Source organism: Saccharicrinis sp. GN24d3 (assembly GCF_052400645.1).
Classification (GTDB): Bacteria; Bacteroidota; Bacteroidia; order Bacteroidales; family Marinilabiliaceae; genus Saccharicrinis.
The window spans coordinates 680,789-706,146 of record NZ_JBQTGI010000001.1 but is presented as its reverse complement, the minus strand read 5'-3'; the positions used below and the strand labels follow the sequence as shown (position 1 = coordinate 706,146).

Sequence of the window (25,358 nt, the reverse complement as noted above, 5' to 3'; positions counted from 1 at the left end):
GGAATGAAACATTTTATTCGATTTCCTGTTATTTTTTCTGTGAACAACAAAAAAGACATTCATGAGACAAAATAATGATTTAGGATTGCTAATCATCAGATTTTCAGTAGGAATTTTAATGCTGTTACACGGAATAGCAAAACTAAAAGGAGTGGATTTTATAGGTGGAATGTTGGCTGCCAAAGGATTGCCCGAATTTATGGCATATGGTGTTTATGTGGGAGAAATTATAGCTCCAATATTGATCATTATCGGATACAGAACCCGCCTGGCGGCATTTATTTTTGCAGGAAATGTGGCAGTAGCTGCTTACCTGGCTTATGCCAATGATATTTTTTCCCTAAACAAACACGGCGGATGGGAATTAGAATTATTGGGATTGTATTTTTTTGGTGCTTTGGCCTTGATATTGATGGGAGGCGGAAAATTTGCTGTTTCGAGGCATAACAGTTGGGACTGAATAGTCACCAGTCAAAAGTCAATAGTGACCTTTAATTATTGGACGAGTCATTAAAAACGAATCTGCAAGTAAGTACGGATAATAAACGGTAGGTAACTCTAATGTGGAGATAGCTGAAGGCCTTAATCTGCCTTTCACCTATCTCCAAAATCCTATACCCTAAAACCTACTCCCTTTTCCCAATCTTTACCCAAGTGGCCTTATGCCATAAATGCTCAAGCGGACCATGTGTAAAACGCTTTGCCCACCATGTACAAAACACTCCCATTAAAACAGCCAGAAGTAAGCCAATTAAAGTACTGTATGTTGCGCCGGTGTATTGGTACATCGCTAAACCAAAACCATAATAAATAGTAGCGCCCATTATCGACTGAAAAATGTAATTGGACAGACTCATTTTTCCGATTGGTGAAAATATACCCAGGATTTTACTACCGACTTTACTCCAAAAGAACATTGTAAAAACGGAAACCAATACAAACATAAAGGCTATGTTGGTCCACGGTTTTTCAAGGGTCATAAAAGCACGCTTTAGCGCCTTAGTGGTTAAATAACTTCCGGCATTTTTTTGAATCACAAACAAAACAATAAATACGATGGCCGAAACAATTAAAGTCCGCAGCCAAAACTTTTTATTTTGACTGTTTTCAGCAAACAGTTGCTTCCTTCCCATCAGCATTCCGGTCATGAACAAAGCCAACATGTGAAAGAATCGACCGTTTTCCCAATTCCAAAGTACCACCGCTGTTTTTCCATTGGTTAGGTTTCCGTAAATGGTGGTCCAAAGCGAGTGGTCTTTTATATATGGAGCCATCTTACCAAAATAAGACCATGACAATGGATTAGCTATTTCCATCTCAGGATTTTGAATAACGGTAAACAAATGCCAAAGGTTAAGCGGTTGGATAAACAAAAGAACAGCCACCACCAAAACTACCTTATTATTTACCCTGGCAAATGGAATGAGCAAAAAGCCCACCGCTGCGTATAACGTAAGAATATCTCCTTGATAAAAAGCAGAATTTATGATTCCAAAACCCATCAACAATACCAATCTCCATGCGAAACGTCCTCTAAAATCTTTACCTTTTTTCTCCTGATTGTTGGTTTGAATAAAAAAAGTCAGTCCAAACAACATGGCAAATATAGCATATGATTTTCCCGCAAACAGAAAGAACAAAGTATCCCAAACACCTTTATCCATACTAACCATCCATACGGGTAAACCTGGTGGTTTAAAGTAAAAATCGAAATGTTCGATATTGTGTAGTAACATGATGGACACAATGGCAAAACCACGTAGGGCATCAACAACATGATAACGAGGAGATGTAGATTGATATGTCATTTGAAAAAACGAACAATGAGGCACAGAGGCGCAGAGATTATTTAATAAATTTAACTAGCGTAAAACTAATTAACCAATATGATTTTTTGCATCTTTCTTCTGTATTTTAATAGTTGGTTTAGATAATTTAAAGTAATTTAAAAGGTTAATTTAACCCGCAATATGCATTAGAAAATCTATTACACATTGAAATTGTTTCAAAACAAGACACTCCGCTGCTTCCCTTCAACTCACCAGAACGATGCTCCCGAAAGTAATCGGGACAAGTTATGCCTCGTTTCAGTAAAGCCTTGTTTTATTGCACTTTCAATGTTCACGACGAAGTTCTAATGCATAATCCGGGTTTAACGAAAATTTATGGTCTACAAAGTTGTTAGAGAAATTATTTTTAAAAATATATGTTCAAAAAGGTTGCTACACAACTTAAAGTCTGTTTAAAAGCATTTTCCCTGACATACTTGCGACAATCGTTGAGTTCACTTCTTTTGGGCAATCAAAAGCAAAGAATCACCTTCTTCAAATTCTTTATACCTTTTAAGCAGCAAAATTTTAAAATAGGGTTCAAAGAAATGCCGTAATCTATCTTCGGTGTGATTATTTACAAACATCCCGTTAAAGTTTTCAGTTCCATTTCCTTTCCAAAAGGAGTGACAAATAATACCGTGCCCATTTAAAATTTCACTTTGGCTTACTATTGAATGTTTTAATTCTTCGTCCGTTAAATGGTGCAATACCTTGTTGGAATAAATAACATCGAACACCATGTTTGTTTTTAACGTGATGGCATCCAGTTCCAGAAATGTATCTTCGGGAAACAACATCTTGAGTCGCGTAACAAATTCCTGAGAATAGTCTGACCCCACAACACTGTGATCCTTGCGCAATATTTCAAAATCCGATCCCGGTCCCGAACCTATTTCTAAAACCGTAGCTTTTGGTTTTAAATAAGGTTTTAATATTTGAATAATTTCTGTCCCGTCATGATCTTTGGCCATCCGTATGTACTTATCAACGGTATGCTTATTTTTGTAAAAGTCGCTTTCCATTATTGCGTTATTAGATTTAAAATTTTAGGAAGGAAGATGATTGTGCCGATTACGAAAGCAATGATCGCTCCCCACAAAACGGCTCCCGCTGCCATGTCCTTTACTGTTTTGATGCGTTCATTCTTTTCGGGACTAACACAGTCGGCCAGATTTTCAATAGCCGAATTTACCAACTCCAACGATATAACCATGCCTATACAAAACAGAACGGACAACCATTCTGTGTAGTTTATTTGCAGAACACATCCCAAAATAACCGCCGCGATTGCCGCCAGTAAATGAATACGCGAATTATGTTCCTCTGTCAATAATATCCTTAAACCATTAAAAGCGTAAACAAAGCTTTTTAGCCGTTTGGAGATGGAGAATTTACTTGATGCCATACTTTAGTTTATAGTTTTTCACAAGCTCATACGTATGACTCAACAACTCTTGTCCACCGTAATTACCATGTCCCGGAATAACAATTTCTGCATCGGGATAAGCTTTTTGAACCTTCTCAACCGTTGAATCCCAATCTTTGACCACGGCATCGCTTAAATTTCCCATTCCTTGTGCTTTAATATTCTTCACCATACATCCGCCAAATAATATTTTCGAATCGGGCAACCAAACAGTAATATTATCAAATGAATGTCCACCTCCAAAAAAACGACACTCTACAGGAAGTCCGTTAAAATTTAATTCTCTCGAGTTTTCAAATGATTCTTTTGGCACAGTTAATCCAGACGACAAACATTTATCCACTGTTAGCTTATTGGCCAATGAGTTAACTCCTTGACTATGCATATATTTGATCCCTCCCATGCAGTCAATATGAAAATGTCCGGGAATCAATTGAGTCACATTTATATTCATTTTATCTTTCAGGTAATTAAATAGTCTTTCCGTTTGTTCCATTGTAACAGGAGTATCTACCATAATGGCTTTACCCTGTTTAGCAACTATTAAACCATTGGAAGGAAATGGTTTACCACCATTAAAGCGATACTTTGTGATATGCACAAAAACCGAATCTTTTAAATGAACCAATTGCAGATCCTTATCGATAAATATTTTCTCTTCTTTTTCCAGCTTTCTATTCGAATACAGCTGAATGGCTTTCATGTAGTTTTTTGAACCGTGTGGTGTGATATCTCTGGCAAAGCCGTTTAAATCAGGTTGATGTTTGCCCACCCAACTATTTACGTTATTAAGTCGCCCTCGCCATTTTGCCGCATCAAACTTTGCATAACCTGTAACATCAAGTAGCTTTATTTTATCATCTGTAAGCTTTATCTGTACATTCGAAACCATCGGTTCATCATGCAGAAAATCAACTCGTTTATCACTTTTAGCAATTACGGCTTTAATTATTTCTCCATCCGTTTTTATACTTCTTACTTCATACTTAGGCACAAATACAGAATCCCATTGAAAAACAGTATAAAACTGGTGTCGATTGCTGCATATTTCAAAATCGCCTTCCCTCATCACGAAATCATCCGTAATGTATTCGTTTAAAGATGCATAATTGGAATTAGAAAAAGCTTCAAAATATTCCCTGACTATTTGTTCGGGAGTTTGTTGCGCTAATATCGAAGTACAAAGCTGCAGTGTAACTAACAGGGCCAAATTAAATTGTAGATATCTCTTCATGATGGAAGGGGTTTTATACAAATATCGTATAAAATTTTAAGCTAGTTCAAAAATATTTTCACTTTACAACAGACTCTTCTTCTAGCTTTTGTAATGATATACCACATATTAATATTTAATGGTAAATACATTACCCTCATCCCTCAAATTGAGTATGAAGGAGAATCTTTAGTATTCGTAGGAAAAAAGTCTGGGTTCATAGAATATTGTTGGATAAGAATAGGTATGGGAATACTTTTATACAAAGTTTTATTATGAAGAAATTACGAATTGTATTACCGTTTGTACTGTTATTTTCTGGTTTAATGACTGTAAACGCTTGTGAAATTAATTTTAAGATACAGGATGATAAAAAGCAAGCATATGCTATTGGGGATGTATTAATTGTTGAAGTAGAAGTGGTTTTTACACACAGAACATGTCCCGTGGCGCTAAAAGAAACCAAATTCAAATATCAGGGAGTTAAGATTTTGGGTGCTACGGATTGGAAGCAGATTTCCGGCATGAAATACACCAGAAAGTTAAAGGTTCAGCTTACTGCGTTGAAAAAAGGTAAAAAAGGTAAAAGTCAGATTTTTGCTGTTCGCACCTGCGACAAAGAAGGGGGCTACGGAAACATTGAAATAGAGACACTGTGAAAATAGTCTTCTGCATATTCATTTTTAGTCTGCTTTGCTTGGGTGTTTCATCTGCTCCAATAAGTGAAATAAAGCAAAATAGGGTACAAACGTCGTGCAATACCGAAAAGCAAGACTGTGCTCAATGTCCGTATGCATCAGAGTCCAAAGGTCCAAAATCCGGTACTTCAGGCATATTTACCCTGGGATTAATATTAGCGCTGGCTTCGTATTATTTCTTTAAGCAATACAAAAAAAAATACATTTTAGCTGTAGGAGGTATTGCTATTGTGTTTCTTATTGGATCCTCTTTTGTGAAACCCTCAGCAAGCAATCCTGAATCGTGCATTGTTCTGGCTGAATCATCTTCCGTAGATGAATTTCGCGAAGCAGGTGACGAGTTTATTTCAGCTGAAAAACCCACTGAATTTGGTGACGAAGAAGAATTTAAAGATTCTGCCGATGTGTTTACTCCGGTAAGTACTTCTGAAGAATTTAATAATACGGATGAGCTTTCTTCTGTAGGTGATGAGTTCTCAGCCAATGATATGAACGAATTTTCCGAAGACTTTGGTGAGTTGGCAGAGGCTAATGTTAGTTCGAACGAAGATTGGATAGGTAAAAACAAAACCCACTTAACAGAATTGGGGATTTTGCTGGCCTTGTTGATTGTAATCGGCTTTTTTATTAACAATCCCACCTTTCGTAAACTTCGTCCGCTGTTTTTGCTAGCCATGTTAGTGTGGCTTGGGTTTATGCGAGGAGGATGTCCTTGTATGATTTCATCTTTTCATAATGTGATATTGATAATATTAGGAAACGATGTTTCCTGGGTATCCATGTTATGGTTTTTGGGACTTATCCCAATCACCTATTTTCTAGGGAAGATATGGTGCGGATGGCTCTGTCATTTAGGGGGATTGCAGGAATTCCTGTTCTCAGCTACAAAAATAGAGTTCTTGAAAAGTGCCAAGCACCAAAAAATAATCAAGGGTATTCAAATAACCGTATTTGTAGTTCTGTTGTTACAACTGGCTATTACCCACAGTAATGTTTTTATCCATTATGATCCATTTAAAGTTGCTTTCAATTTATTCTCAGCTACTGTAACTGGATATGTTTTACTGGCCTTACTTTTGGTATCATCGGTGCTTGTTTACCGTCCGTTTTGTCGTGCCTTTTGTCCGGTTGGATTGGCTTTAGGTTTGGTGGCATTATTGCCCAAAGCAAAAAGAATAGTCAAGAACGAGGATTGTGTAGATTGTATCCGATGCAGTAAATCGTGTAAATCAAGGGCTATTATTTACGAAAACAAAACAAGTCAAATAAATATTCAGGATTGCATAGCATGTGGCGATTGTTTCAGCAGCTGCCATAAAAACGCACTGAAAATTTCAACTCAAAAGAGCATGATGTAAATTAGTTAAGCTACAATGGTCTCTTATCTAATATCTCTTAGTCTCTAATCTATTTTTAAAACAAATGAGAATATATTTAATCATATCACTATTAATAATTACAAGCAACAGCCTATTTGCCCAATGGGAATGCCGAAGTAAAATGGGTGCTTCTCTAAAACCGATAGGAGAATCAAACTTGATGTGGGCAGGAGAATTGGTGGGTTCAACAGGATACCTCAGCAATAGTACAATATCCAATACTATGGGGTTTCTGGGTCTGGATTATACAGGTGGGAACTCTACCCTGTATTTTGAAGGTGGTTTTAAATACTGGAATCAATACGATTTTGATACCAATTTTGAATTTGATAATTTCCGCTGGGGACTGCGCGAATTGTTTTATAGTTACCGTTGCGATTATGGGAAACTGACAGTTGGCCTGCAATCCAGCAAGCTCGGCGATCAGTATTTGCTCAACGAAAGGATATTGGGGCTCAGTTATCAGCGCAACAGCGACAATTGGAAAATAAATATTACCGCAGGAAGTGTTTCTGATGATTTTTCCAGGAACGGCACTTTTTGCAGCACCTGCTATCTCTACGATATTATTCCGGGAAGATCAATTAATAATATAGGCTCCGGTATAGGTGAAACCAATATGTTAGGTTTTACCCTGGGTTTTAACCCGGGTAAAAAGAGCAGCCAATCTCCTAATGATGAATTTGGTTCAATGGACGAATTTGAGACACCCAGTTTAATATCAGTCGATGAAGTTGGCTTGGCTATTTACTCGGAATTTGGAAGTGAGGTGAACACTTCATTCTTTACTAGTGGCTTGTATGCTAACATAAAACTACCTGGTGAAATAAATTTTAAACCGGAAGTTCTGTTCCAGTCTGCCGAAGGCAACAATGGACTTATATCCGTTTTAACATTGGATAAAAATCTACTGTGGAACAACGGACATAAAACCTCTTTAATGGCCTCACATTATGGCTTTACTGAAATTGACGATGAAGCTATTGTCTTAAACCGATTCAGTAATATTTTGGCCGGGGAAGTATTAAGACTAGATGCCACTGAAATGCCACTTTTCTTGTTGTCAGCAAAACATACCATCCCTAAGATTAAAACACATTTTAAATGTCAATACGCTTTCTCTAATCCAACCACATCCATGCAAGAATTCGATATTCAAGCGGGAAAAACATTCTTTAAACGCCTGCAAGCCAATGCAATTTTCGGTTATGTAAAGAGCGATTTAATACCTGTTGATGATTCTGCTTTATTGGGAAGGTTAGAATTAAGATTAAACTTTTAATGGTGTATTATGAATAGAAGAGAATTTTTGAATAAGATATTAATATCAGCATGTTCCGTCAGTGTGTTTGCAATGGGTATTTCATGCCACAAAGACGATCCCTATAGTATCGACCAAAGCAAGTGCACCGGATGCGGTGATTGCGTCTCTTCGTGCCCCAATGATGCCATTACTCTTTATGGTGGTAAAGCAAGTATTTCCAGCTCAGATTGTGTTGGCTGCGGTAAATGTGTGAGTCATTGTAAAGAGGGCGCTATCTCATCCTAATTATTAAAGACCATGGAATCGAATAAATTTAATCGGAGAAATTTCTTATTAACCCTGGGAAAAGCGACCAGCCTCATAGCCATACCTCCTTTGTTAAAATCGTGTAGTAACAGCATGTACAATGAATATAAGGTAGATATGGAAAGGTGTACAGGTTGTTCGATATGTGTTGGTGTATGTTATTACGATGCCATTTCTATAGCCGAACCATCGGCCTATTCTATTGATGAAGATAATTGTATCCAATGTAAATTGTGTTCTGATGTTTGTTCAGATAACGCTATTCAGGTAGCTCCGGTTACATTTAATATCAACGAAGAAAAATGTAACGAATGTAGCATGTGCAGTTCAGCCTGCACTTATGATGCTACCATGGTTGCGGTTAAACAATATAGTATTATAGACGAGAATTGTACCGATTGTGGTAATTGTGTTAGTGTTTGTGAGCAAGACGCCATCACCTTGAGTGTTTCAAATGTTTCGTACTCCGTCAATGGCAATTGTGTAGGCTGTGGCGATTGCATCGACAAGTGTGTCAACGAAGGCAACGCCATCAGTTATACTGTGGAAAGCTATTCTGTTAATACCAGTCGCTGCCATGGGTGTACCAATAAATGTTCCAGTGCTTGTTCTTACGGAGCCATTTCAAGCGTTAACGGAAAGGCGTACATCGATACTTCAAAGTGCACCAAATGTGGAAAATGCCTTGACAAATGCGACCATAGCGCCATCACCAATGCCAAGGTCAGTATAACCCAGGATAAGTGTACACAATGTGGTGAATGTTATGCGGTTTGCGATGAGAATGCCATTACTAAAAGTGGTGAATCGGGAAGTTCCGCCTCTAATATTGATGTTTCGAAATGTAACAGTTGCGGACTTTGCTTGCCTGTTTGTAACGACGATGCCATCTCTGTGGAACAGGCAGCTACTCCGGAAACACCGTATATCGATCAGGACTCATGCGTAAGTTGCGGCGACTGCTTTGATGTATGTACTTTCGACGCTGTGGACAAAGAAGTACCCGACGAAACACCATACATCGATGAAAGCCTGTGTACCAATTGCGGTGATTGTTATCCCGTGTGTAACGACGATGCGATAATCAGGGAATTGAACACGGCTGATATTATTCAGGGTAATTGTTCAAAATGCGGAAAATGTCAGGAGGCATGTCCCGAGAATGCGATTCTTAATTCATAATCTGGCTAATTGCGCTTAATTCTTTTATAATCATATGATAAAATTATTTGTTATTGGTTGTTTATTATCGGTGTGCTTAAACATAGCTACTGCCCAAAACGCACAAGCAACAATTAATTTTTGGGGAGTTAAAAAAAGTAATTATGCTATTGGCGACACGTTACGAATCAAAATTCAGGTTAATATTCCCCCTGAAATTTGTAGCGATGGCATGCAAAAAACTAAAATCTATTTATCAGGATTAGATATTATCGAACAAAGTCAATGGAACGCAATGGATAATCGTAATTGGGCAAAAGAAATGACCTTAAAGGTGAGGCCTAATAAAAAAGGCATGGGAAAGATAACTGCATTTAGAAAAGCAGATAAGGGAGAGTTTTTTATTCAGGAAAAAATAAGTATTGCAGAATGAATTCGGTTGTAAGCAATAAACTAAACCGGGGCTTTGATAAGGAGACGACATCCAAAATAATAGTATTGTCTACAATTGTATTAATGGTGGCCGACACTATTTACATGAACATCTCCGGCATACAGTACGGGCACAAAGAAAAGTGTATTTTATACCAATTTTTACCCCGTTGGGCTTTCTTTATCTACGAGCATTTCATGGAGCTGTTTATGGTGGTCATTCTGGGCATTTTCGGTGGTGTGTTAATCGAACAGCATACCAAAAAGGTAAAACGCTTTTTTCCCAAAAATCAATTTCTGGCTTTTCTTTATGCTTCCTTTCTTCCTATTTGTTCCTGCGGGGTGATTCCTGTTGTGGAATCTATGAAACAAAGGGTGAGTTTAAAAACCCTGGTGACCTTTATTATTGCAGCTCCTTTACTAAACCCATATATCGTATTTATGTCCGTTTCAGTATTGGGCGTTAGGTATGCTGTTTTTAGGATTGTGGCTTCTTTGGTATTGGCAATTTCCGTTGGTGTTATGGTAGAAATGGTAGCCCGAATATTTAAAATGGATATTAAAGGAGTATATGACAACTGCAATACCGGTTGTTCAACCTCCGGCAATAGCCCTTTTTTAAAGACAATGGAATATCTAAAAAAACTAATCCCTTATATTTTATTGGCCGGAGGATTAACGCTTGTTTTTGAATACATTCAGCCACAACGATATCTGGAAACACTAAGCTTCAGCAACCAAACCCAAGCCACTTCTCTTATGATGCTAGTTGGTATTCCTATTTACGTATGCAACGGAGCTGATGTATTGTTTCTAAAACCTCTCCTGGATTTTACCGATTTATCCTTGGCATCAGCTATGACCTTTTCATTGACCTCTTCGGCCGTTTGTATTTCTTCCATCGTAATGCTGATAAAATTCTTTGGAAAGAAAATAACCGCTGTATTGCTGCTCTCAATAGTTATAGCAATAGTACTTATAGCTATGGGCATTTCCGGTATTTTGGGATTGTCTTACTAAAAACTTAAACACAACAACGATAAGAATTATACCTGCCGGAGTTATACAGGCATATGGGCCTGCATAAATCGCATACCTCCCATACCATCATCATGAAAATGCCCGGAACCAATTGGATCACCTTAATCCCCATTTTATTTTCAGGAAAGTATACTGGCGCTCCATTTTCTTATACGTAAAAGGAGCATTCACCATGATAGCGCGACCGTTTTTTTGGAATTAATTAACCCGTATAAAGGAAAACGACTGTACTTTTCTGTTGAATGCCCGCTAAATATGCACAAAAAACGAATCTTTGAAATGAACCAATTACAGATCCTTATCGATAAATATGTTCTCTTCTCTTTTCTGCTTTCTATTGGAATACAGCTGAATGGCTTTCTTATAGTTTTTTGAACCGTGTGGCGTTATATCCCTGGTAAAACCGTTTAATTCAGGATGATGTATGCTCACCCAGTTGGTTATGTTTTTAAGTCGGCCGCTCCATTTAGTCATATCAAACCTTGCTTATTCTGTAGCATCAAGTAGCTTTATTTGTACATTCGAAACCATCGGTTTATCACGCAAATATTTAACTATTTTACCACTCTTGGCAACCACCGTCTATCTTGTTTCCCCAACCTTTTTTAGGCTACTTACCTCATACTTGAAAATAAATACGGAATCTCATTGTAAAACGGTATAAAATTGCTGACGGTTACTGCCAATTTTTAAATCGCCTTCCCTCATCACAACATCATCCGTAATGTATTCGTTTAACCCGCAATATGCATTAGAAATTCTATTACACATTGAAATTACTTTAAAACAAGACACTTCGTTGCATCACTTCAACTCACCAGAACGATGCTATGCCTCGTTTCAGTAATACCTTGTTTTATTGTACTTGCAATGCTCATGACGAACCTCCAATACATAATCCGGGTTTAAAAATGCATAATCCGAATTAGAAAATGCTTTGAAATATTCCCGGACCAATTGTTCGGGAGTATGATGGGCAATTGTTGAAGGACAGATTTGAAGCGCAACAAACGGGGCGAGATTAAATTGTAATCATTTGTTCATGACACGAGGGTTTTATTCAAATATCACATAAGACTTTAAGCTTCTTTTTTTTTCTTGCATGATAAAAACTCCATGCTGCACATGCCATAAAATGTTGAATGCAGATTGATATAGCAATTGACTGTTAATATATTATGATATATATGATAACCTGCTTACCCCTTTAAAAAATACACCCTTTCCATTTTTACCCATTCCAGTTTATGTCCTGGAATGGCTTGTTGAAAGTTAGACATCAGCTCCCCCCACTCACTTTGTCTGGGATAGGTTCCCATCTTTTTCCAGCATTCATCAAAGTCGGTAGTAGCGTCAATCTCGCAAATCATAAACATACGGTTATCCACGAGATAAATATCCATCAATTCGATGCCCGCATCATAAATGCCCTGGTTTATTTCGGGCCAATTATTCTCGGGTTTATGGTAATACTTATATTTTTCGATTAATTCCGGGTTATCTTTCAAATCGCAGGTCAGGCAAATTCTTTTTCTGCTCTTCGTACTATTTATAACAATGTGTTCCGTTTCTCTCATATTTTAAAATTGAATTGTTTTATCAAACTAATTGGCATATCCCAACACCATCCCAAAAATAACCAAGATAGCATTACAAACGTTTAAATTATAATATAAAAGTATCTCCATTAAATTCGCGCACTGCATTTACCATGGCGATAACATTTTCGGGGGGTACATCAGGAATAATATTATGCACGGCGTTAAAAACAAAACCACCATCCTTCGAAAATATTTCCAGACGTTCCAACGAATGCTTACGAACCTCATCCGGGGTTGCTTTATTTAAAACTGTTGTGGTATCAGCACCTCCACCCCAAAAGGTAACGTCCCTACCAAACTCCTTTTTTAACCTTTCCGGCTGCATATCTGTGCAATTGGTCTGCACAGGATTTAAAATGTCAAAACCGGCTTCTGCCAAATCAGGAATTAACTGGTAAATCGATCCGCATGAATGAAGGAATGTTTTCATTTCACTATGTTTCTTCACATAATCGTTTAATTGTTTATGGCGTGGTTTATAGAACTCCTGATATAATTCCTTGGGCATAAATGGCCCGCTGGTCATACCTAGATCATCCCCAAAACGAATAATATCTACCACATCCCCCACTGCCGCAACCACTTTCTCCAATGTTTTCATATGACTTTCCAACAAAGCATCCAGCAGCCCATGTACTTCGGCAGGGTACAAATAAGGGTCCATCAAAAAGTTATCCATACGTCGCAAAAAAGATCCCCATTCAAACAAGTTGCATCCCACAACTATCATTAAAGCTTTATCTGTTGTTGCTCGAAGATGTAACGCATTTTTTCTCAAAGTATCCCAAAATCCGGGATCGCTGGCATGATCCCATGGGCTGTGTGCAAATGCACTCCACAAAACCTTATCCATAGCCGGTTTTAGTCCTGAATAATCTGAAGGGAAACCATCTTGCCAGGGATAAATCGTTTGGTCGAAGAAAGTGGCACCTTGCGGCATTTTGGCAATAACTTCACCTTGTGCATCTTTAGCCACATATTCACCAGTTGGCATTAACGCTGGTTTAAACCATTTGGGGTAATATCCGATGGCACCGTTGGCCATGGTAATCGGATACCAATCTGAATCCGAAGCATTAAAGGTTCTTCCTACATCGATGATATCTATACCCAACAAATCAATAATTTCATCGTCGGGTTGCGCCAATTGCTGAACCACATCATAAATCCGGGTGTGCAAATCCGGTTTATTTAAATAATGCAACAAGTTTGAATAAGCAATGGCCGATATACCCGAACTGGGATTACTCCCTATGTCAAAGGGCACTTTATCCGGTTGTTTATGGTTAATAGCGCTTAATACTCTTTCTCTGGGTGTCATGATACATTAGCTTGTTAGTTTATAAGACTCGATATTATGATATCTTACACTCTATATTAAAATTAATTATCTCGCAAAGTTATAGCCTACGGCTTGTCATTCAATGGTAAAAAATTTAATTTTGATGGACTATTTTGTATTTTTATGAACTCAAACCAAATCAAAGATGGTTTTGCCGGACAACGATTGACATACACCCCTGGTAAAACGAAAAAAAGTATTCAAGCGGAAAGTAGGATTAATGATTTATATATTACCCATATCGGGCATTTTCCAAATGCCAAGGGACATTACAGAAACAGACCATTCGGGTGTAGTCAATACATACTCATTTATTGCAGAAGTGGTGAAGGATGGATTATATTGGATGATCAAAAATATATTTTACAACAAAATCAATATTTTATCATTCCTCCTAAAACCAAATGTTCCTATGGCGCTAACGATTCTAATCCATGGGACAATTATTGGATTCACTACACCGGAAAAAATGCGATCAACTATTCACCAACTTGTTCAAAACCAATAACTATTCCAGAGAGTAAATATTCTCGTTTGGAAGACAGGTTGATCGTGTTTGAAGAAATGCTTCAGAACATGGAACAATTCAGCAATTTTGAAAGTGTAGTGTTTGCCAATGTATCGCTTAAATACTTTCTAACTACCTTAAAACATATCGATTGTTATCGAATCTCGCAGGAGGTTTCAATAAAAGATCATGTAAATACGGCTGTTACTTATATGAAAAACAATTTAACAAAACGATTGACTTTAAAAGCATTATCAGAAGTATGTCAGTGTTCTGAATCTAATCTTTACAAAGTATTTATGAAAAAGATGCGTTGCTCCCCTATTGAATATTTTTTGCAACAAAAGATGCAACGCGCTTGCCGTTATTTATCAAGCACTCATTTAAAAATTAAAGATATTGCCTACGAACTAGGATATGATGATCCTTACTATTTTTCACGCCTGTTTACCAAGCACATAGGAAAATCGCCAACGCAATATAGAAATGATGAGGTAGGAGACTAATACTAATAATCCCCAGGTATGGATATCCTGTATTTATAATTCATTAAACCAATCACGCCTTGGGGCTCAAAGGTATTTTCTTAACAACAGAAGATATCTGACTTTCATCCCTAATGGAATATGTATACGGCCAAAGTGGATAAAACAGCCAATGCTTTTATCGATTTTCAAAATACCTCCTGCAAATAGCAAGCAAAGGTTCGGCCTGAAATGGCACCCCCCTATGTACGCGCGGCTGTAAAAAAAAGCAAGGACTGTACAGATATGGTTTCGTCAGATACAACTTTATTTCCGTTAATGTTCTTGGTACTCCCAATGTGTCTGGTTCTCTTATTGCCATTAAAAAACTTGTTTTTGAAGACAAAAAATACTCCTTGGCTGAGATGCAAATGGCCATGGAAAAAGTTTGGGAAGGAGAAGAAGTAATGCGCCAGTATTTCTTTAACTTTTCGAAGTTTGGAAATGATAAAGACGAAAGTGACAACATGACCTTCCGTGCTTCATAAAATGTTAGAGAAATATTGGAAAACAAACAAAATATCAAGGGTTCATTGTTCCGACCGTCTTTGTTCCATTATTGGTGTAACTGTAAAATCTTTTTGTAAATTGTGGACTTTAGTAAATGCCAGGGTGGTTCGTTCCAAATTGAGCTAACACCAAACTTTTTTAAAGCAGGTAGCAATTCGGCGCTATTGATGGATGCTTTCTCAAGAAATTTCTTTGTGAAAGGCGGGGTTCAGATCAATTTTAATTTAACAGATTTAAAATTGTTGGAAGATTCCGTGGAGGATAGCCGGAATCCAGCTTATCATGACATTAATGTTAAGGTTACCCGATATTCGAGCCTCTTTGTTACCATGGATAAAAAATTCCAGAAAGAATTTATTGAAAAGGAATATTATTAAAATATATTAGAGGTTATTAGATTATAGACTAGAAGCATATGACGCTTGAATGAAATCTTTCGATAAAATAATTTTTAATTATTATATTATTTAAGCATGAACTATAGACTATTGACAGCCTTGCTAATACCATTAGCTTTAATGAATTGCGGTCGTACAGATATAAAAAAGGATAACACCAGTATTCATCAAAAACGACTTGAAGATTTTGTTGACATGCGCTTTGGAATGTTTATTTGTTACAACATCATGTCGTATGGAGCTGAGTGGGGCGAAGCTAACTACGACATTAGTAGGTTCAACCCGCAAAAATTGGACTGTAACCAATGGGCAGAGTTGGCTGCCGAGGCCGGAATGAAATTTGGCTTGCTCACCACAAAGCACCACGAGGGTTTTTGCTTGTGGGATAGTAAATATACCGATTACGATGTGGCATCAACACCTTACAAAAAGGATATTGTGAAACAATATGTGGATGCGTTTAGGGCTAAAGGTTTAGAACCCGGATTATATTATTCTATTTGGGATTCGAGCAATCAGATTGATAAAGGTAAGGTTAACGAAAAGGAATTAGAATTTATAAAAGGCCAGTTAACAGAACTGCTCACCAATTATGGAGAAATAAAATATTTAGTATTTGACGGATGGTTTTGGCGCTTTGGGCACAATGAGGTTCCATATAAAGAAATAAGGGAACTGGTTCGCTCGTTGCAACCCGAATGTCTGATTACCGACCACACCCATATGCAATCAACATTTCATGTTGATATTCCTTATTTTGAAGGCCCTTTTGGTGCTTTTCCGAAACAAACGAACACAATGGCCTCCGCATTGGGACATTGCAGTGTAAAGGGCAACGGATGGTTTTGGAGTCCCAAAACACCCAATGGTTTAAAGATGGGAGAATCAGCTCCAAACATTACGCATAAACTGGAAACTTTGGAAAGCAGATACTGTAATTTTTTGCTAAACTGTATGCCTAACAGAGATGGTTTATTGGATACCATATACATAGACTTCTTGTCGGAAATAGGCACCTTATGGAAACCCGATTTTAACCGACCTAAATTACCAAAACAACACCCTCCTGTATTATTCGAGATACGCCCCGTTTCAGCCTCAGCAACCAGCGGTGAAGCAAACCACACTTTTGATGCATCAAAAATCGCAGGCAAAAACTATTACGACTGGATTCCTCATGGTTCTAATCCACAATCAGTAACTTTTGATTTAGGAAGTGTTTATAACGGAATCGAATTAATGCAGATAACTCCCAAACATCGATGTAAACCTGCTCCGGAGACCAGCTTAACAGATGGTAATATTAAACATTGCAAACTATGGGTTAGTAAAGATGGAAATAAATTTAAGCTCATTAAGGAAGAAAAATGGTTAGCCGATGGCGATATGAAAAGCATCCAATTCGAATCAAAAAACACCCGTTTCCTTAAGCTGGAAATATTAGAACACGAAGGTGCAAATCCTATTATAAATGAAGTCGTTATTGGTGCCCATTCAAAAGCGCCCGTTATCCAAATCAATGAATGAACAAAACGCTAATATACAATATACATAATATAAACACCCATATCGGTCCGGTTTTCCGCATTGTTATCTATTATAATAAAACTAGACGTATCACTAACATGCTTCAACTCACCAGAGCGTTGCCATGTCTAATTTTATCAACTCTTTGTTTTACAATTCCTTAAACACTCATTACATACCTCTAGGGTGAAAACTATAAAAAAGTCAATTCCCTAAACTAAAAATAGAGATACGGACACCATTGATTCCTGGTGTAACAGACAGCCTTGAAAACTTGCATCAAATTGCCTTATATATTTCAGTTAATTTTCCTGGTTCCGACTGGGAACTTTGCCTTTTCAATGACCTGTGTGCCGGCAAAAATCTTAAAATGATCAAAATATGGCTTCATTCGAATAAAAAGCACTCACATAAAGATTACGAAGTTTTTCGGCAAATTCAAGATGATTATCCTGGTATTAACTTGTTGATATCGGGATTTGTGGAGAGTAATACTTTTTTGATTATGGAATTAACGACAGCTATTTCCTTAATACTGCGCAACTGGTTGTCCTGAATATGTTTTGGCAATTAATAACATCGTTAAATGAACCTGTTTCGAATATTTCGGGAAAGTAAGTTTAACCTTAAACTCATTAACCAATAGGTAATAGAAGCTGCCATGGGACAGCTTCTATTACGACTAATTATTTTTCCGGAATATTAACCAACACATCGAGCAGGTGAAGCCAGAATTTATTTACCGTTTCAATGTTAATCCTTTCATCGGGCGAATGGGCGCCACGGATGGTTGGTCCGAACGAGATCATATCTAACTTTGGATATTTTTCCAGGAAAAGACCGCACTCCAAGCCAGCATGTATCGCTCTAACCACGGGAGCTTCTCCAAACAGTCGCTCATATGATTCCCTGGTGATGTTCAAAATTTCCGAATCGGTATTGGGTGCCCATCCCGGGTATCCTTCTCCATGCTTAACTTCTGCACCCGCCAATTCAAACACACTGCGCACCATGGCGGCAATATCTTCTTTGGCCGATTCTACAGAGCTTCGCTGGCTGGTGGTGATAATCATTTTATCGTCTTCCTGCTTAATTGCAGCCAGGTTAGTCGAAGTCTCCACCATTCCTTCTATTTTTCGGCTCATCTCTATTACCCCGTGCGGGCAAGCATAAACTGAGTTTAACAAGCTTTCCTGAAAGCCTTTTTCAAATACACTATCCGGGATATCACACGATTCCAGGTGCATCCTTAAATCAGGCTCCGTGACTTCAAGCTCAGAACACAATTCATCGTAAAAAATATTGAATGCTACTCTAATGGGTTCTTTTTGAGATGTGGGAACCACAGCTAAAGCGGAAGCTTCACGTGCGATGGCATTCCTCAGGTTTCCGCCACTAAACTTGTTCAACCTTAATCCGTATTCCCGGGAAGCGTTCCATAAAAAACGATTCAGTATTTTGTTGGCATTCCCAAGACCTTTATGTATATCATCGCCAGAATGCCCTCCTTTTAAACCAGAAACATCCATCTTAAAAGCAAAGCAATTAAGCGGTGTTTCTTCCATTTGGATTTCAAAAGTGGCCACCGTGTCAACACCCCCTGCGCACCCAATAAATAATTCACCATCATCCTCAGAATCCAGGTTCAGGAGTATTTTACTTTTGAAGAAGCCTTTTTTTAAGCTAAATGCTCCGGTCAGCCCCGTTTCCTCATCAACGGTAAACAAACACTCCAGATCGCCGTGTTTGATGTCATTACTTGCCAGCAAAGCCAACTGGGCAGCCATACCGATTCCATCGTCGGCACCCAATGTGGTATCGGTAGCTTTAACCCATTCACCGTCAATTTTCGGGACTATCGGGTCTTTATCGAAGTTGTGTTTTACGTGGGAATGCTTTTCGCATACCATATCCACATGCGATTGCAATACCACGGATTCCAAGTCCTCGCATCCCTTGGTGGCAGGTTTGAGAATCAGTATATTCCCTATTTCGTCCTGTTTATATTCCAACCTGTGTTCCTCGGCAAAAGATACCAGGTACGCTAATATCTTCTCTTCTTTTTTCGATGGCCTGGGGATTTGACATATCTTTTCGAAATATTTCCATACTACAGCCGGTTCTAACGATTCTAAAATATTCATTTCATTATTATTTTAACTTTTAAACACACTTGATGAAAATCAACAAGTTAACCACACCCTTCAAAGCGAAGCAGCACCACTGGCTCGTTTCATCGGTTATTTTTTTGAAGCTATAAAAATAAAACGTAAAATTAGCATATGAGATGAGCATTCTCAGCTATACTTACACCAGGAAGTCTTTGGTATATCCGAGAAAAAAAACTGACCTTAATCCGTTAAATTACATCCGATCCGCTATCAAGAGAATATGAGACTTGTTCCCTGATTATTTGAACAATTCCAATAGAAGCATAATCTCCTCCTTTTTATGTTCATTACCTTGGTTTTCGTATGCATACGATAAATTGAACAGCACTCTTTTAATAATATCCAAGTTAGCGCAAGGATTAAAGTAAGACGATATATTGTTTAATTTTTGTTGTTTAATGAAGTATTCTATTTCTTTTCTTCCCAAGATCGCCCCTTTATTTACAGGGTTAATGTAAAACATCACATTATCCTTATGCCCGGCAGACGTAAAAGGATGAATATTTTCATCCAAAAAACAAAGGATAAAATTCTTCGGTAGGTTAACACCGTATATCGGTAAACCTAATCGTTGTGCCACTACCGAGTATATGATAGACAAGGATATCGGATTACCTTTTTTAGTATCAACCACCTCATTGATATATGAGTTTTGCGGAGCAAAAAAGTTGGCACTATTCCTTACATACTTATGGATATCAAACATAACATGATTAATAATCCTAACTTTTTCCAGTGAGGTAAGGTGATCGTTCAGTTCCAGCCAAACATCTTTACGCAATTTGTTTACCTTTTCGTTTAATTCATCGTAGTTCAGTTCGGGATATTGATATTTGGCAACCAAAAACGCCCCATAAAACAAATCTTTTCCGCCCTCATTCACCCACTTGGCCATAAGACTTTTTACGTCATTCAACTGAAGTGTATGAATAATGTTTTCAACCCTTTTTTGAAAAACGTCGTCATGAGATATTTCCCAGGCTTTTTCCAACTCATCGACTACTTCAATCTCTTCTTGAAGCAACTGCTCCTCTACCGTACTAAATACCACCTCGTTAGGATCATCCAATAAAGATATTAATGCGTGTACTTTTGTCTTATCCATGGCTCCCACTTTTAATGTTGTTAAACCAAACTATCCAGTACCTTCTCTATCAAATCCTTCATAACTGGCTTATAATCGTTACTGTATTCCCCTGCTTTTCGATTTGCGATAATGGCACAAACTGTGGCTGCATTGTGCCCTAACAACTTCGACAATCCATAAATTGCCGAACACTCCATTTCGTAATTAGTTATTCTGTGCTGGTCATGTCTAAAATTACTGATTTTTTCGTTAATATCCACATCTTGAATACCTAAACGTATTATTCTTCCTTGTGGACCATAAAAACCGGGAGCCGAGATAGTAACACCCTGATGAAATCCATTTACCGAGAGTTTGTCCAACAATTCCGATGAAGCATCTACTACATAAGGGGATGCAAGCAGTGGATTCCAATTCAAACCTTCTTTAAACTGTTGCTCAAAATCCAAATCCACTACCTCATCTCTTCCTGCATAAAAATTTAGCAAACCATCGAATCCTATTGCCTTTTTGCTTAACAAACAGCTGTCCACCGGCAGGTCTTTTTGCAAAGAACCAGAAGTACCTATTCGCACCAAATTAAGGGATTTCAAAACCTGTTTGACCGTTCGCGTTTTAAAGTCTACATTGACCAAGGCATCCAATTCATTAACCACAATATCGATATTATCGGTACCAATTCCTGTTGCCACAACCGAAAATCGCTTCCTTTTATAGGTACCTGTAACAGATACAAACTCGCGGTTCCTGCGCTCAAGTTCAACCGTATCGAAAAAGGATACAACAGTTTCTACCCTGCCCGGGTCTCCGACCAAAATAATATTGTCGGCCAGTTCGCCGGGTTTTAGCTGAAGATGGAAAATACTTCCATCCTTGTTTATTATTAATTCTGATTCTTCTATTCTTCGTGCCATGCTATATTGTGATAATTTAAAGCAAGGTATATTTTTTTTGTAAAACATGTAATCTTTTATCATAAAAAAACTTTTAAAAACTTTTTATATGTTGTACCCCAAAGCCACAACCGATATAAACTTACTTTTAAATTATCTAAGGCACAAGGGTTAACCCTGTTTTGGCAAATCACTCATTGGGGTGCAGTACGAGACCAATTGAGTGATGCACTGCATCGAATCCACAACGCATACAACATCGTACCCGAGATATTGCTTCCGGATGTTGGGCCTAATAAAACCTTTTATCATCTAGGAAGAATACGACAAAAATTCATTTTTTCTTTCTATTTTTGCCCAAAATTATTGACTATGATACAAAGAATCCAGACTATTTATTTATTGATAGCATTGGCTTTTGGTGCTTCCATGTTTTTTGCACCTCAGATAACGTTTGCTGCGGATACTGAATATATATTAAACTATACTGGAATTAAAGCAGCAGCGGCAACTGAAAACACTAAAAGCATCCCCACCATTGCTTTAACCATACTATTGGTGCTTACTCCAATGGTATCGTTAATGGCAATATTTCTTTTTAAGAAAAGGATGATTCAAATTAGACTTTGTGCGGCAAATATCGGTTTGTTGTTGGGGACAACCGCTCTGATTTACTATTTCGGAACCGTTGGGTTGAAACAACTTTCTGCAACCCACTTAACTTATGGAATCAGCACGGTATTTCCTATTGCTGGTGCCATCCTTAATTTTCTGGCATTAAGAGCTATTGGCAAAGATGAGGCCTTGGTAAGATCAATGGATAGAATCAGGTAAACGTGTCTTTTAGCCGTTCCACCCATAATGTACTAGAATCCGGTTACGCAATTAAACTACTGCAAAACACGGTGTTTCACTGAGTTGCTGCAACTCTCCAGAGGGGTGCTATGCCTTATTTCAGCAACGCCTTGTTTTATGGTATTTTAAATGCTCATTACCTGCCTATAATACATATCCGGGTTTAAGGAAAATATTTTAAGCTGCAGAGATGCGGCTTTTTTTATGTGAATATTTTATAATCAGAAGAACATGTTTCTACGCACCAAAAAACTTATTCAACTTTATTTGCTTTGGCTCATCTACCTTTTAAAAACAAAACGCCCCTTCAATGCGACTGCAAAGAAGGGACGTCCTTATTTCGGTGACTAACTAGTTTTTAGTTTTTGGTCTCTTTTACAATAACGTCATGTGCACCACCTTCAATAATACTTGTTGAGGACACCAAGGTAAGTTTAGTATCCGTTTGCAATTCGCTCAACGAACCAACTCCGCTACTACACATGGTAGCTTTTATTTTACCTACGGTCACTTCTACATTATCTTTTAGTTTACCCGCATAAGGAACGTAACTATCCACCCCTTCTTCAAATTTAAGATTGCTGTTACCTCCCATATCGTAACGCTGCCAGTTGCGTGCCCTGTTAGAACCTTCGCCCCAGTATTCCTTCACGTAATTACCACCGATCAACAACTTTCGGGTTGGGCTTTCGTCGAAACGGGCAAAATACCTACCCATCATCAAAAAATCGGCACCCATGGCCAATGCCAGTGTCATATGATAGTCCTGCACGATACCACCGTCTGAACAAATTGGGATATACACCCCTGTTTTTTGGTAATACATATCTCTTGCTGCTGCTACTTCAATCAAAGCCGTGGCCTGCCCTCTACCAATTCCTTTTTGCTCACGCGTAATACAGATAGAGCCTCCGCCAACACCAACCTTAATAAAATCGGCACCTGCTTCGGCCAAATACATAAATCCATCTGTATCCACCACATTTCCAGCTCCCACTAAAACCTCCCCAAAATTACCTTTTATATACTGAATAGTTTCCTTTTGCCATTCTGAAAACCCATCTGACGAATCAATACAAACCACATCAACCCCAGCCTCTACCAAAGCGGGAACCCTTTCCTGATAATCACGGGTGTTAATACCTGCACCCACCAAAAGTCGCTTGTGCTTATCCAGCAACTCATTAGGATGTTCCTTATGGCTATCGTAATCTTTGCGAAAAACAAAATATTGCAAATTTTTATCCTCATCCAGGATGGGCAAGGTATTTAACTTATGCTCCCAGATCACATCATTCGCTTCTTTTAACGAGATACCACCTTCTCCATAAATTAAATCTTTTAATGGTGTCATAAATTCTTTCACCTTTCTACTGTGATCGTCTCTGCTCGGTCTATAATCCCTGCCTGTAACAAGTCCTTTGAAAGCACCTGTGGCAGATCCGTCCTCGGTAACACCAATGGTTGAAAACCCGGTTCTTTCCTTTAAAGCGATAACATCTTTTAGAGTGTGCTCTGGTGTCAGGTTAGCCCTGCTCTCCACAAACCCTGCCTTATGTTCCTTAACCCGTTTAACCATTTTGCATTGTTCCTCAATACCCTGCGAACCAAAAATAAATGATAATCCACCTTCCTTGGCCAAAGCTTTTGCCATTCCATCATCTGATACAGACTGCATGATAGATGATACAAATGGAATATTTAATGAAATTGCCGGTTCCTCACCTTTTTTAAACTTTACCAATGGTGTCCTCAAATTAATTTTATCGGGCGTGTGTTCCTTTGTGGTTAAACCCGGAATAATGAGGTACTCATTAAAGGTTCTTGATACTTCGTTGATGATATTTGCCATAGTAGTTCGAATGAAAAATTGCGCAAAAATATACATTTTTTTTCTATTAACCGCGTAATGACAAAAATTCACAATTTAATGAAGAAATTTGACCTTCTCCCTTTAATACAAATTATAAGTTATTTTTTAAACTTTCCGAACGTAATTCAATTGTGCCACAGCATAATTAGACCAACCAGGCAACGTATCCTAGACCCAATTCTGTATTTCTTCCTCATTAAAATAGTCACCATCAAAAATTGTATGATTAAAGTCTTATTCAAAGCACTTCGCAAAGAATTGTATTAGTGGATCTGTAACCAATGTTTCACCATAGTCGCCAATCGCATTATTTATTCCGGCATGGTCGTAAATACTTCCGTCCACCTCTGACACAGATACACCTTTTGATTTTAACGTATCAATGAATTCATCGGCATATGCTATTCGTCCGGCAGCACCTCTTTTGGCTATAAAAAATCCAGGGTATGTATTGCCGTTAGCAATATTGAACAAAGGTGATGCTTCTTTATTTATGGTTTCACCAAATCCAAATGCATTGATATACATTTCCTGATTGGTACCATTTTTTACCTGTTCGTCTACATCGTAGCTTTCGGTATCTATACAAGCTACACCTTTAATATCAAATAAGGATAACCCTACGTCATTTAAAAACATTGGGTTAGTACCTGTAAGAGCCACCAAATGCGCTCCTGCACTATGCCCTAACAGTGCAATTTTGTTTTTATCACCTCCCAACGAACCAATATGGGTGTAAATCCACAGCAATGCATCAGCAACATCAATATTGTGATCGGGATATTTTATCCTGCTTGTATTATCAATTTCAAAAGAAAAAGGGCTCAACCTGTAGTTTATACTTACAAAAACATAGTTTAAGAAGCGAAACAAATCTATTTTATTGTCTAACTGGGAAGCTTTATCGCCAATACTCCAACCACCTCCGTGCACATAGACAACTATAGGTTTTTTGTTGGATATATCGCTTGTATAATAAACATCCAAACTTAATAGATTTTTAGAAACACCGTCAATATTCTTGTATTGATAGGTATCGAACTTAATTATTACAGGTTCTACATCATCACCTTCACCTTTAGTGGTACAACTCATATTCCACCATATCAATATAAATAGTAGGTAACGCATAACTTTTTTATGCTTAGACGGATTCTTTTAGTAAAAGTTTAACCGGGCATAAGATTTATCATTTTATAGAAAATAATTCCGGAACAGGGCACTGGCTCAACGCTACGGCCAGCCATTAAATCATCATCAACATACTGCATAATAGAACTTTGAACCAACACCAACAAAAAAACAGCAAGTAAAAAA

At 37.9% G+C, this 25,358-nt stretch carries 25 protein-coding genes and 1 pseudogene; 13 read left to right on the top strand and 13 right to left on the bottom strand.

Annotation, left to right across the window (positions count from 1 at the left end):
• Positions 1 to 61: 61 nt before the first annotated feature.
• A complete protein-coding gene (locus ACT29I_RS02440; protein ID WP_430937076.1) occupies positions 62 to 460 on the top strand; it encodes a DoxX family protein in 399 nt (132 codons plus the stop codon).
• 166 nt (positions 461 to 626) lie between these two features.
• Here the strand turns inward: ACT29I_RS02440 and ACT29I_RS02435 are convergent, their stop codons facing one another.
• The 4 genes from ACT29I_RS02435 to bla form a co-directional block, all read right to left on the bottom strand.
• The gene (locus ACT29I_RS02435; RefSeq protein WP_444792616.1) at positions 627 to 1,808 is read right to left on the bottom strand and encodes a DUF418 domain-containing protein; all 1,182 of its coding nucleotides are present in this window, start codon (positions 1,806 to 1,808) and stop codon (positions 627 to 629) included.
• A 476-nt stretch (positions 1,809 to 2,284) separates the two neighbouring features.
• Positions 2,285 to 2,854: a class I SAM-dependent methyltransferase gene (locus ACT29I_RS02430; protein ID WP_430934965.1), complete on the bottom strand. Its 570-nt coding sequence runs from the start codon at positions 2,852 to 2,854 to the stop codon at positions 2,285 to 2,287.
• Complete coding sequence (locus tag ACT29I_RS02425; RefSeq protein ID WP_430934966.1) at positions 2,854 to 3,237, bottom strand: diacylglycerol kinase family protein; 384 nt, start codon at positions 3,235 to 3,237, stop codon at positions 2,854 to 2,856. Before ACT29I_RS02425 ends, ACT29I_RS02430 begins: the two co-directional genes overlap by 1 nt.
• Positions 3,224 to 4,492 carry a subclass B1 metallo-beta-lactamase gene (bla, locus tag ACT29I_RS02420; RefSeq protein WP_430934967.1) on the bottom strand — a complete coding sequence of 423 codons (1,269 nt, stop codon included), beginning with the start codon at positions 4,490 to 4,492 and terminating at the stop codon, positions 3,224 to 3,226. Before bla ends, ACT29I_RS02425 begins: the two co-directional genes overlap by 14 nt.
• Positions 4,493 to 4,746: 254 nt before the next feature.
• Between bla and ACT29I_RS02415 the strand changes: the two genes are divergently transcribed.
• The 7 genes from ACT29I_RS02415 (at position 4,747) to ACT29I_RS02385 (ending at position 10,731) form a co-directional block, all read left to right on the top strand.
• Entirely contained in the window at positions 4,747 to 5,130 is a 384-nt protein-coding gene (locus tag ACT29I_RS02415) for a hypothetical protein (RefSeq protein ID WP_430934968.1), read from the top strand.
• Positions 5,127 to 6,527 carry a 4Fe-4S binding protein gene (locus ACT29I_RS02410; protein ID WP_430934969.1) on the top strand — a complete coding sequence of 467 codons (1,401 nt, stop codon included), beginning with the start codon at positions 5,127 to 5,129 and terminating at the stop codon, positions 6,525 to 6,527. Before ACT29I_RS02415 ends, ACT29I_RS02410 begins: the two co-directional genes overlap by 4 nt.
• Positions 6,528 to 6,591: 64 nt before the next feature.
• A complete protein-coding gene (locus ACT29I_RS02405; RefSeq protein ID WP_430934970.1) occupies positions 6,592 to 7,830 on the top strand; it encodes a hypothetical protein in 1,239 nt (412 codons plus the stop codon).
• A 9-nt stretch (positions 7,831 to 7,839) separates the two neighbouring features.
• Positions 7,840 to 8,097: an indolepyruvate ferredoxin oxidoreductase subunit alpha gene (locus ACT29I_RS02400; RefSeq protein WP_430934971.1), complete on the top strand. Its 258-nt coding sequence runs from the start codon at positions 7,840 to 7,842 to the stop codon at positions 8,095 to 8,097.
• Positions 8,098 to 8,109: 12 nt separating this feature from the next.
• The gene (locus ACT29I_RS02395) at positions 8,110 to 9,300 is read left to right on the top strand and encodes a 4Fe-4S binding protein (protein ID WP_430934972.1); all 1,191 of its coding nucleotides are present in this window, start codon (positions 8,110 to 8,112) and stop codon (positions 9,298 to 9,300) included.
• Between the two features lie 34 nt (positions 9,301 to 9,334).
• Complete coding sequence (locus ACT29I_RS02390; RefSeq protein ID WP_430934973.1) at positions 9,335 to 9,712, top strand: hypothetical protein; 378 nt, start codon at positions 9,335 to 9,337, stop codon at positions 9,710 to 9,712.
• Positions 9,709 to 10,731 carry a permease gene (locus ACT29I_RS02385; protein WP_430934974.1) on the top strand — a complete coding sequence of 341 codons (1,023 nt, stop codon included), beginning with the start codon at positions 9,709 to 9,711 and terminating at the stop codon, positions 10,729 to 10,731. Before ACT29I_RS02390 ends, ACT29I_RS02385 begins: the two co-directional genes overlap by 4 nt.
• A gap of 309 nt (positions 10,732 to 11,040) precedes the next feature.
• Here ACT29I_RS02385 and ACT29I_RS02380 read toward each other — a convergent pair whose 3' ends face one another.
• From ACT29I_RS02380 to ACT29I_RS02365, 4 genes are all read right to left on the bottom strand, one after another.
• A complete protein-coding gene (locus ACT29I_RS02380) occupies positions 11,041 to 11,226 on the bottom strand; it encodes a hypothetical protein (protein WP_430934975.1) in 186 nt (61 codons plus the stop codon).
• A 171-nt stretch (positions 11,227 to 11,397) separates the two neighbouring features.
• Positions 11,398 to 11,523, bottom strand: coding sequence for a hypothetical protein (locus tag ACT29I_RS02375; RefSeq protein WP_430934976.1), 126 nt, complete (start codon positions 11,521 to 11,523; stop codon positions 11,398 to 11,400).
• 428 nt (positions 11,524 to 11,951) lie between these two features.
• Positions 11,952 to 12,329, bottom strand: coding sequence for an L-rhamnose mutarotase (locus tag ACT29I_RS02370; protein ID WP_430934977.1), 378 nt, complete (start codon positions 12,327 to 12,329; stop codon positions 11,952 to 11,954).
• Between the two features lie 88 nt (positions 12,330 to 12,417).
• Positions 12,418 to 13,674, bottom strand: a complete 1,257-nt coding sequence (locus tag ACT29I_RS02365) for a uroporphyrinogen decarboxylase family protein (RefSeq protein ID WP_430934978.1) — start codon at positions 13,672 to 13,674, stop codon at positions 12,418 to 12,420.
• 144 nt (positions 13,675 to 13,818) lie between these two features.
• Here ACT29I_RS02365 and ACT29I_RS02360 point away from each other — a divergent pair, with 144 nt between their 5' ends.
• The 4 genes and pseudogenes from ACT29I_RS02360 (at position 13,819) to ACT29I_RS02345 (ending at position 17,162) form a co-directional block, all read left to right on the top strand.
• Positions 13,819 to 14,709: an AraC family transcriptional regulator gene (locus tag ACT29I_RS02360; protein ID WP_430934979.1), complete on the top strand. Its 891-nt coding sequence runs from the start codon at positions 13,819 to 13,821 to the stop codon at positions 14,707 to 14,709.
• A gap of 239 nt (positions 14,710 to 14,948) precedes the next feature.
• Positions 14,949 to 15,215: pseudogene (locus tag ACT29I_RS02355) on the top strand (pyruvate formate lyase family protein); the annotation flags it as partial.
• 102 nt (positions 15,216 to 15,317) lie between these two features.
• Positions 15,318 to 15,614, top strand: a complete 297-nt coding sequence (locus tag ACT29I_RS02350; protein ID WP_430934980.1) for a hypothetical protein — start codon at positions 15,318 to 15,320, stop codon at positions 15,612 to 15,614.
• Between the two features lie 96 nt (positions 15,615 to 15,710).
• Complete coding sequence (locus ACT29I_RS02345) at positions 15,711 to 17,162, top strand: alpha-L-fucosidase (protein WP_430934981.1); 1,452 nt, start codon at positions 15,711 to 15,713, stop codon at positions 17,160 to 17,162.
• Positions 17,163 to 17,848: 686 nt separating this feature from the next.
• Here ACT29I_RS02345 and ACT29I_RS02340 read toward each other — a convergent pair.
• The 3 genes from ACT29I_RS02340 to ACT29I_RS02330 form a co-directional block, all read right to left on the bottom strand.
• Entirely contained in the window at positions 17,849 to 19,306 is a 1,458-nt protein-coding gene (locus ACT29I_RS02340) for an aminoacyl-histidine dipeptidase (protein ID WP_444792615.1), read from the bottom strand.
• 265 nt (positions 19,307 to 19,571) lie between these two features.
• Positions 19,572 to 20,438 (bottom strand): transglutaminase-like domain-containing protein, encoded by an 867-nt coding sequence (locus tag ACT29I_RS02335; protein WP_430934983.1) that lies wholly within the window; start codon positions 20,436 to 20,438, stop codon positions 19,572 to 19,574.
• 20 nt (positions 20,439 to 20,458) lie between these two features.
• Positions 20,459 to 21,334, bottom strand: a complete 876-nt coding sequence (locus ACT29I_RS02330) for a nucleoside phosphorylase (protein ID WP_444792614.1) — start codon at positions 21,332 to 21,334, stop codon at positions 20,459 to 20,461.
• Positions 21,335 to 21,685: 351 nt separating this feature from the next.
• On the opposite strand from ACT29I_RS02330, the gene ACT29I_RS02325 reads away from it, so the two are divergent.
• On the top strand, positions 21,686 to 22,147 hold the full coding sequence (locus ACT29I_RS02325) for a DUF4293 domain-containing protein (RefSeq protein WP_444792613.1): 462 nt from the start codon (positions 21,686 to 21,688) through the stop codon (positions 22,145 to 22,147).
• A 379-nt stretch (positions 22,148 to 22,526) separates the two neighbouring features.
• Here ACT29I_RS02325 and ACT29I_RS02320 read toward each other — a convergent pair whose 3' ends face one another.
• Positions 22,527 to 24,020, bottom strand: coding sequence for an IMP dehydrogenase (locus ACT29I_RS02320; RefSeq protein WP_430934986.1), 1,494 nt, complete (start codon positions 24,018 to 24,020; stop codon positions 22,527 to 22,529).
• Positions 24,021 to 24,275: 255 nt separating this feature from the next.
• A complete protein-coding gene (locus tag ACT29I_RS02315; RefSeq protein WP_444792612.1) occupies positions 24,276 to 25,172 on the bottom strand; it encodes an alpha/beta hydrolase in 897 nt (298 codons plus the stop codon).
• Positions 25,173 to 25,358: the final 186 nt, after the last annotated feature.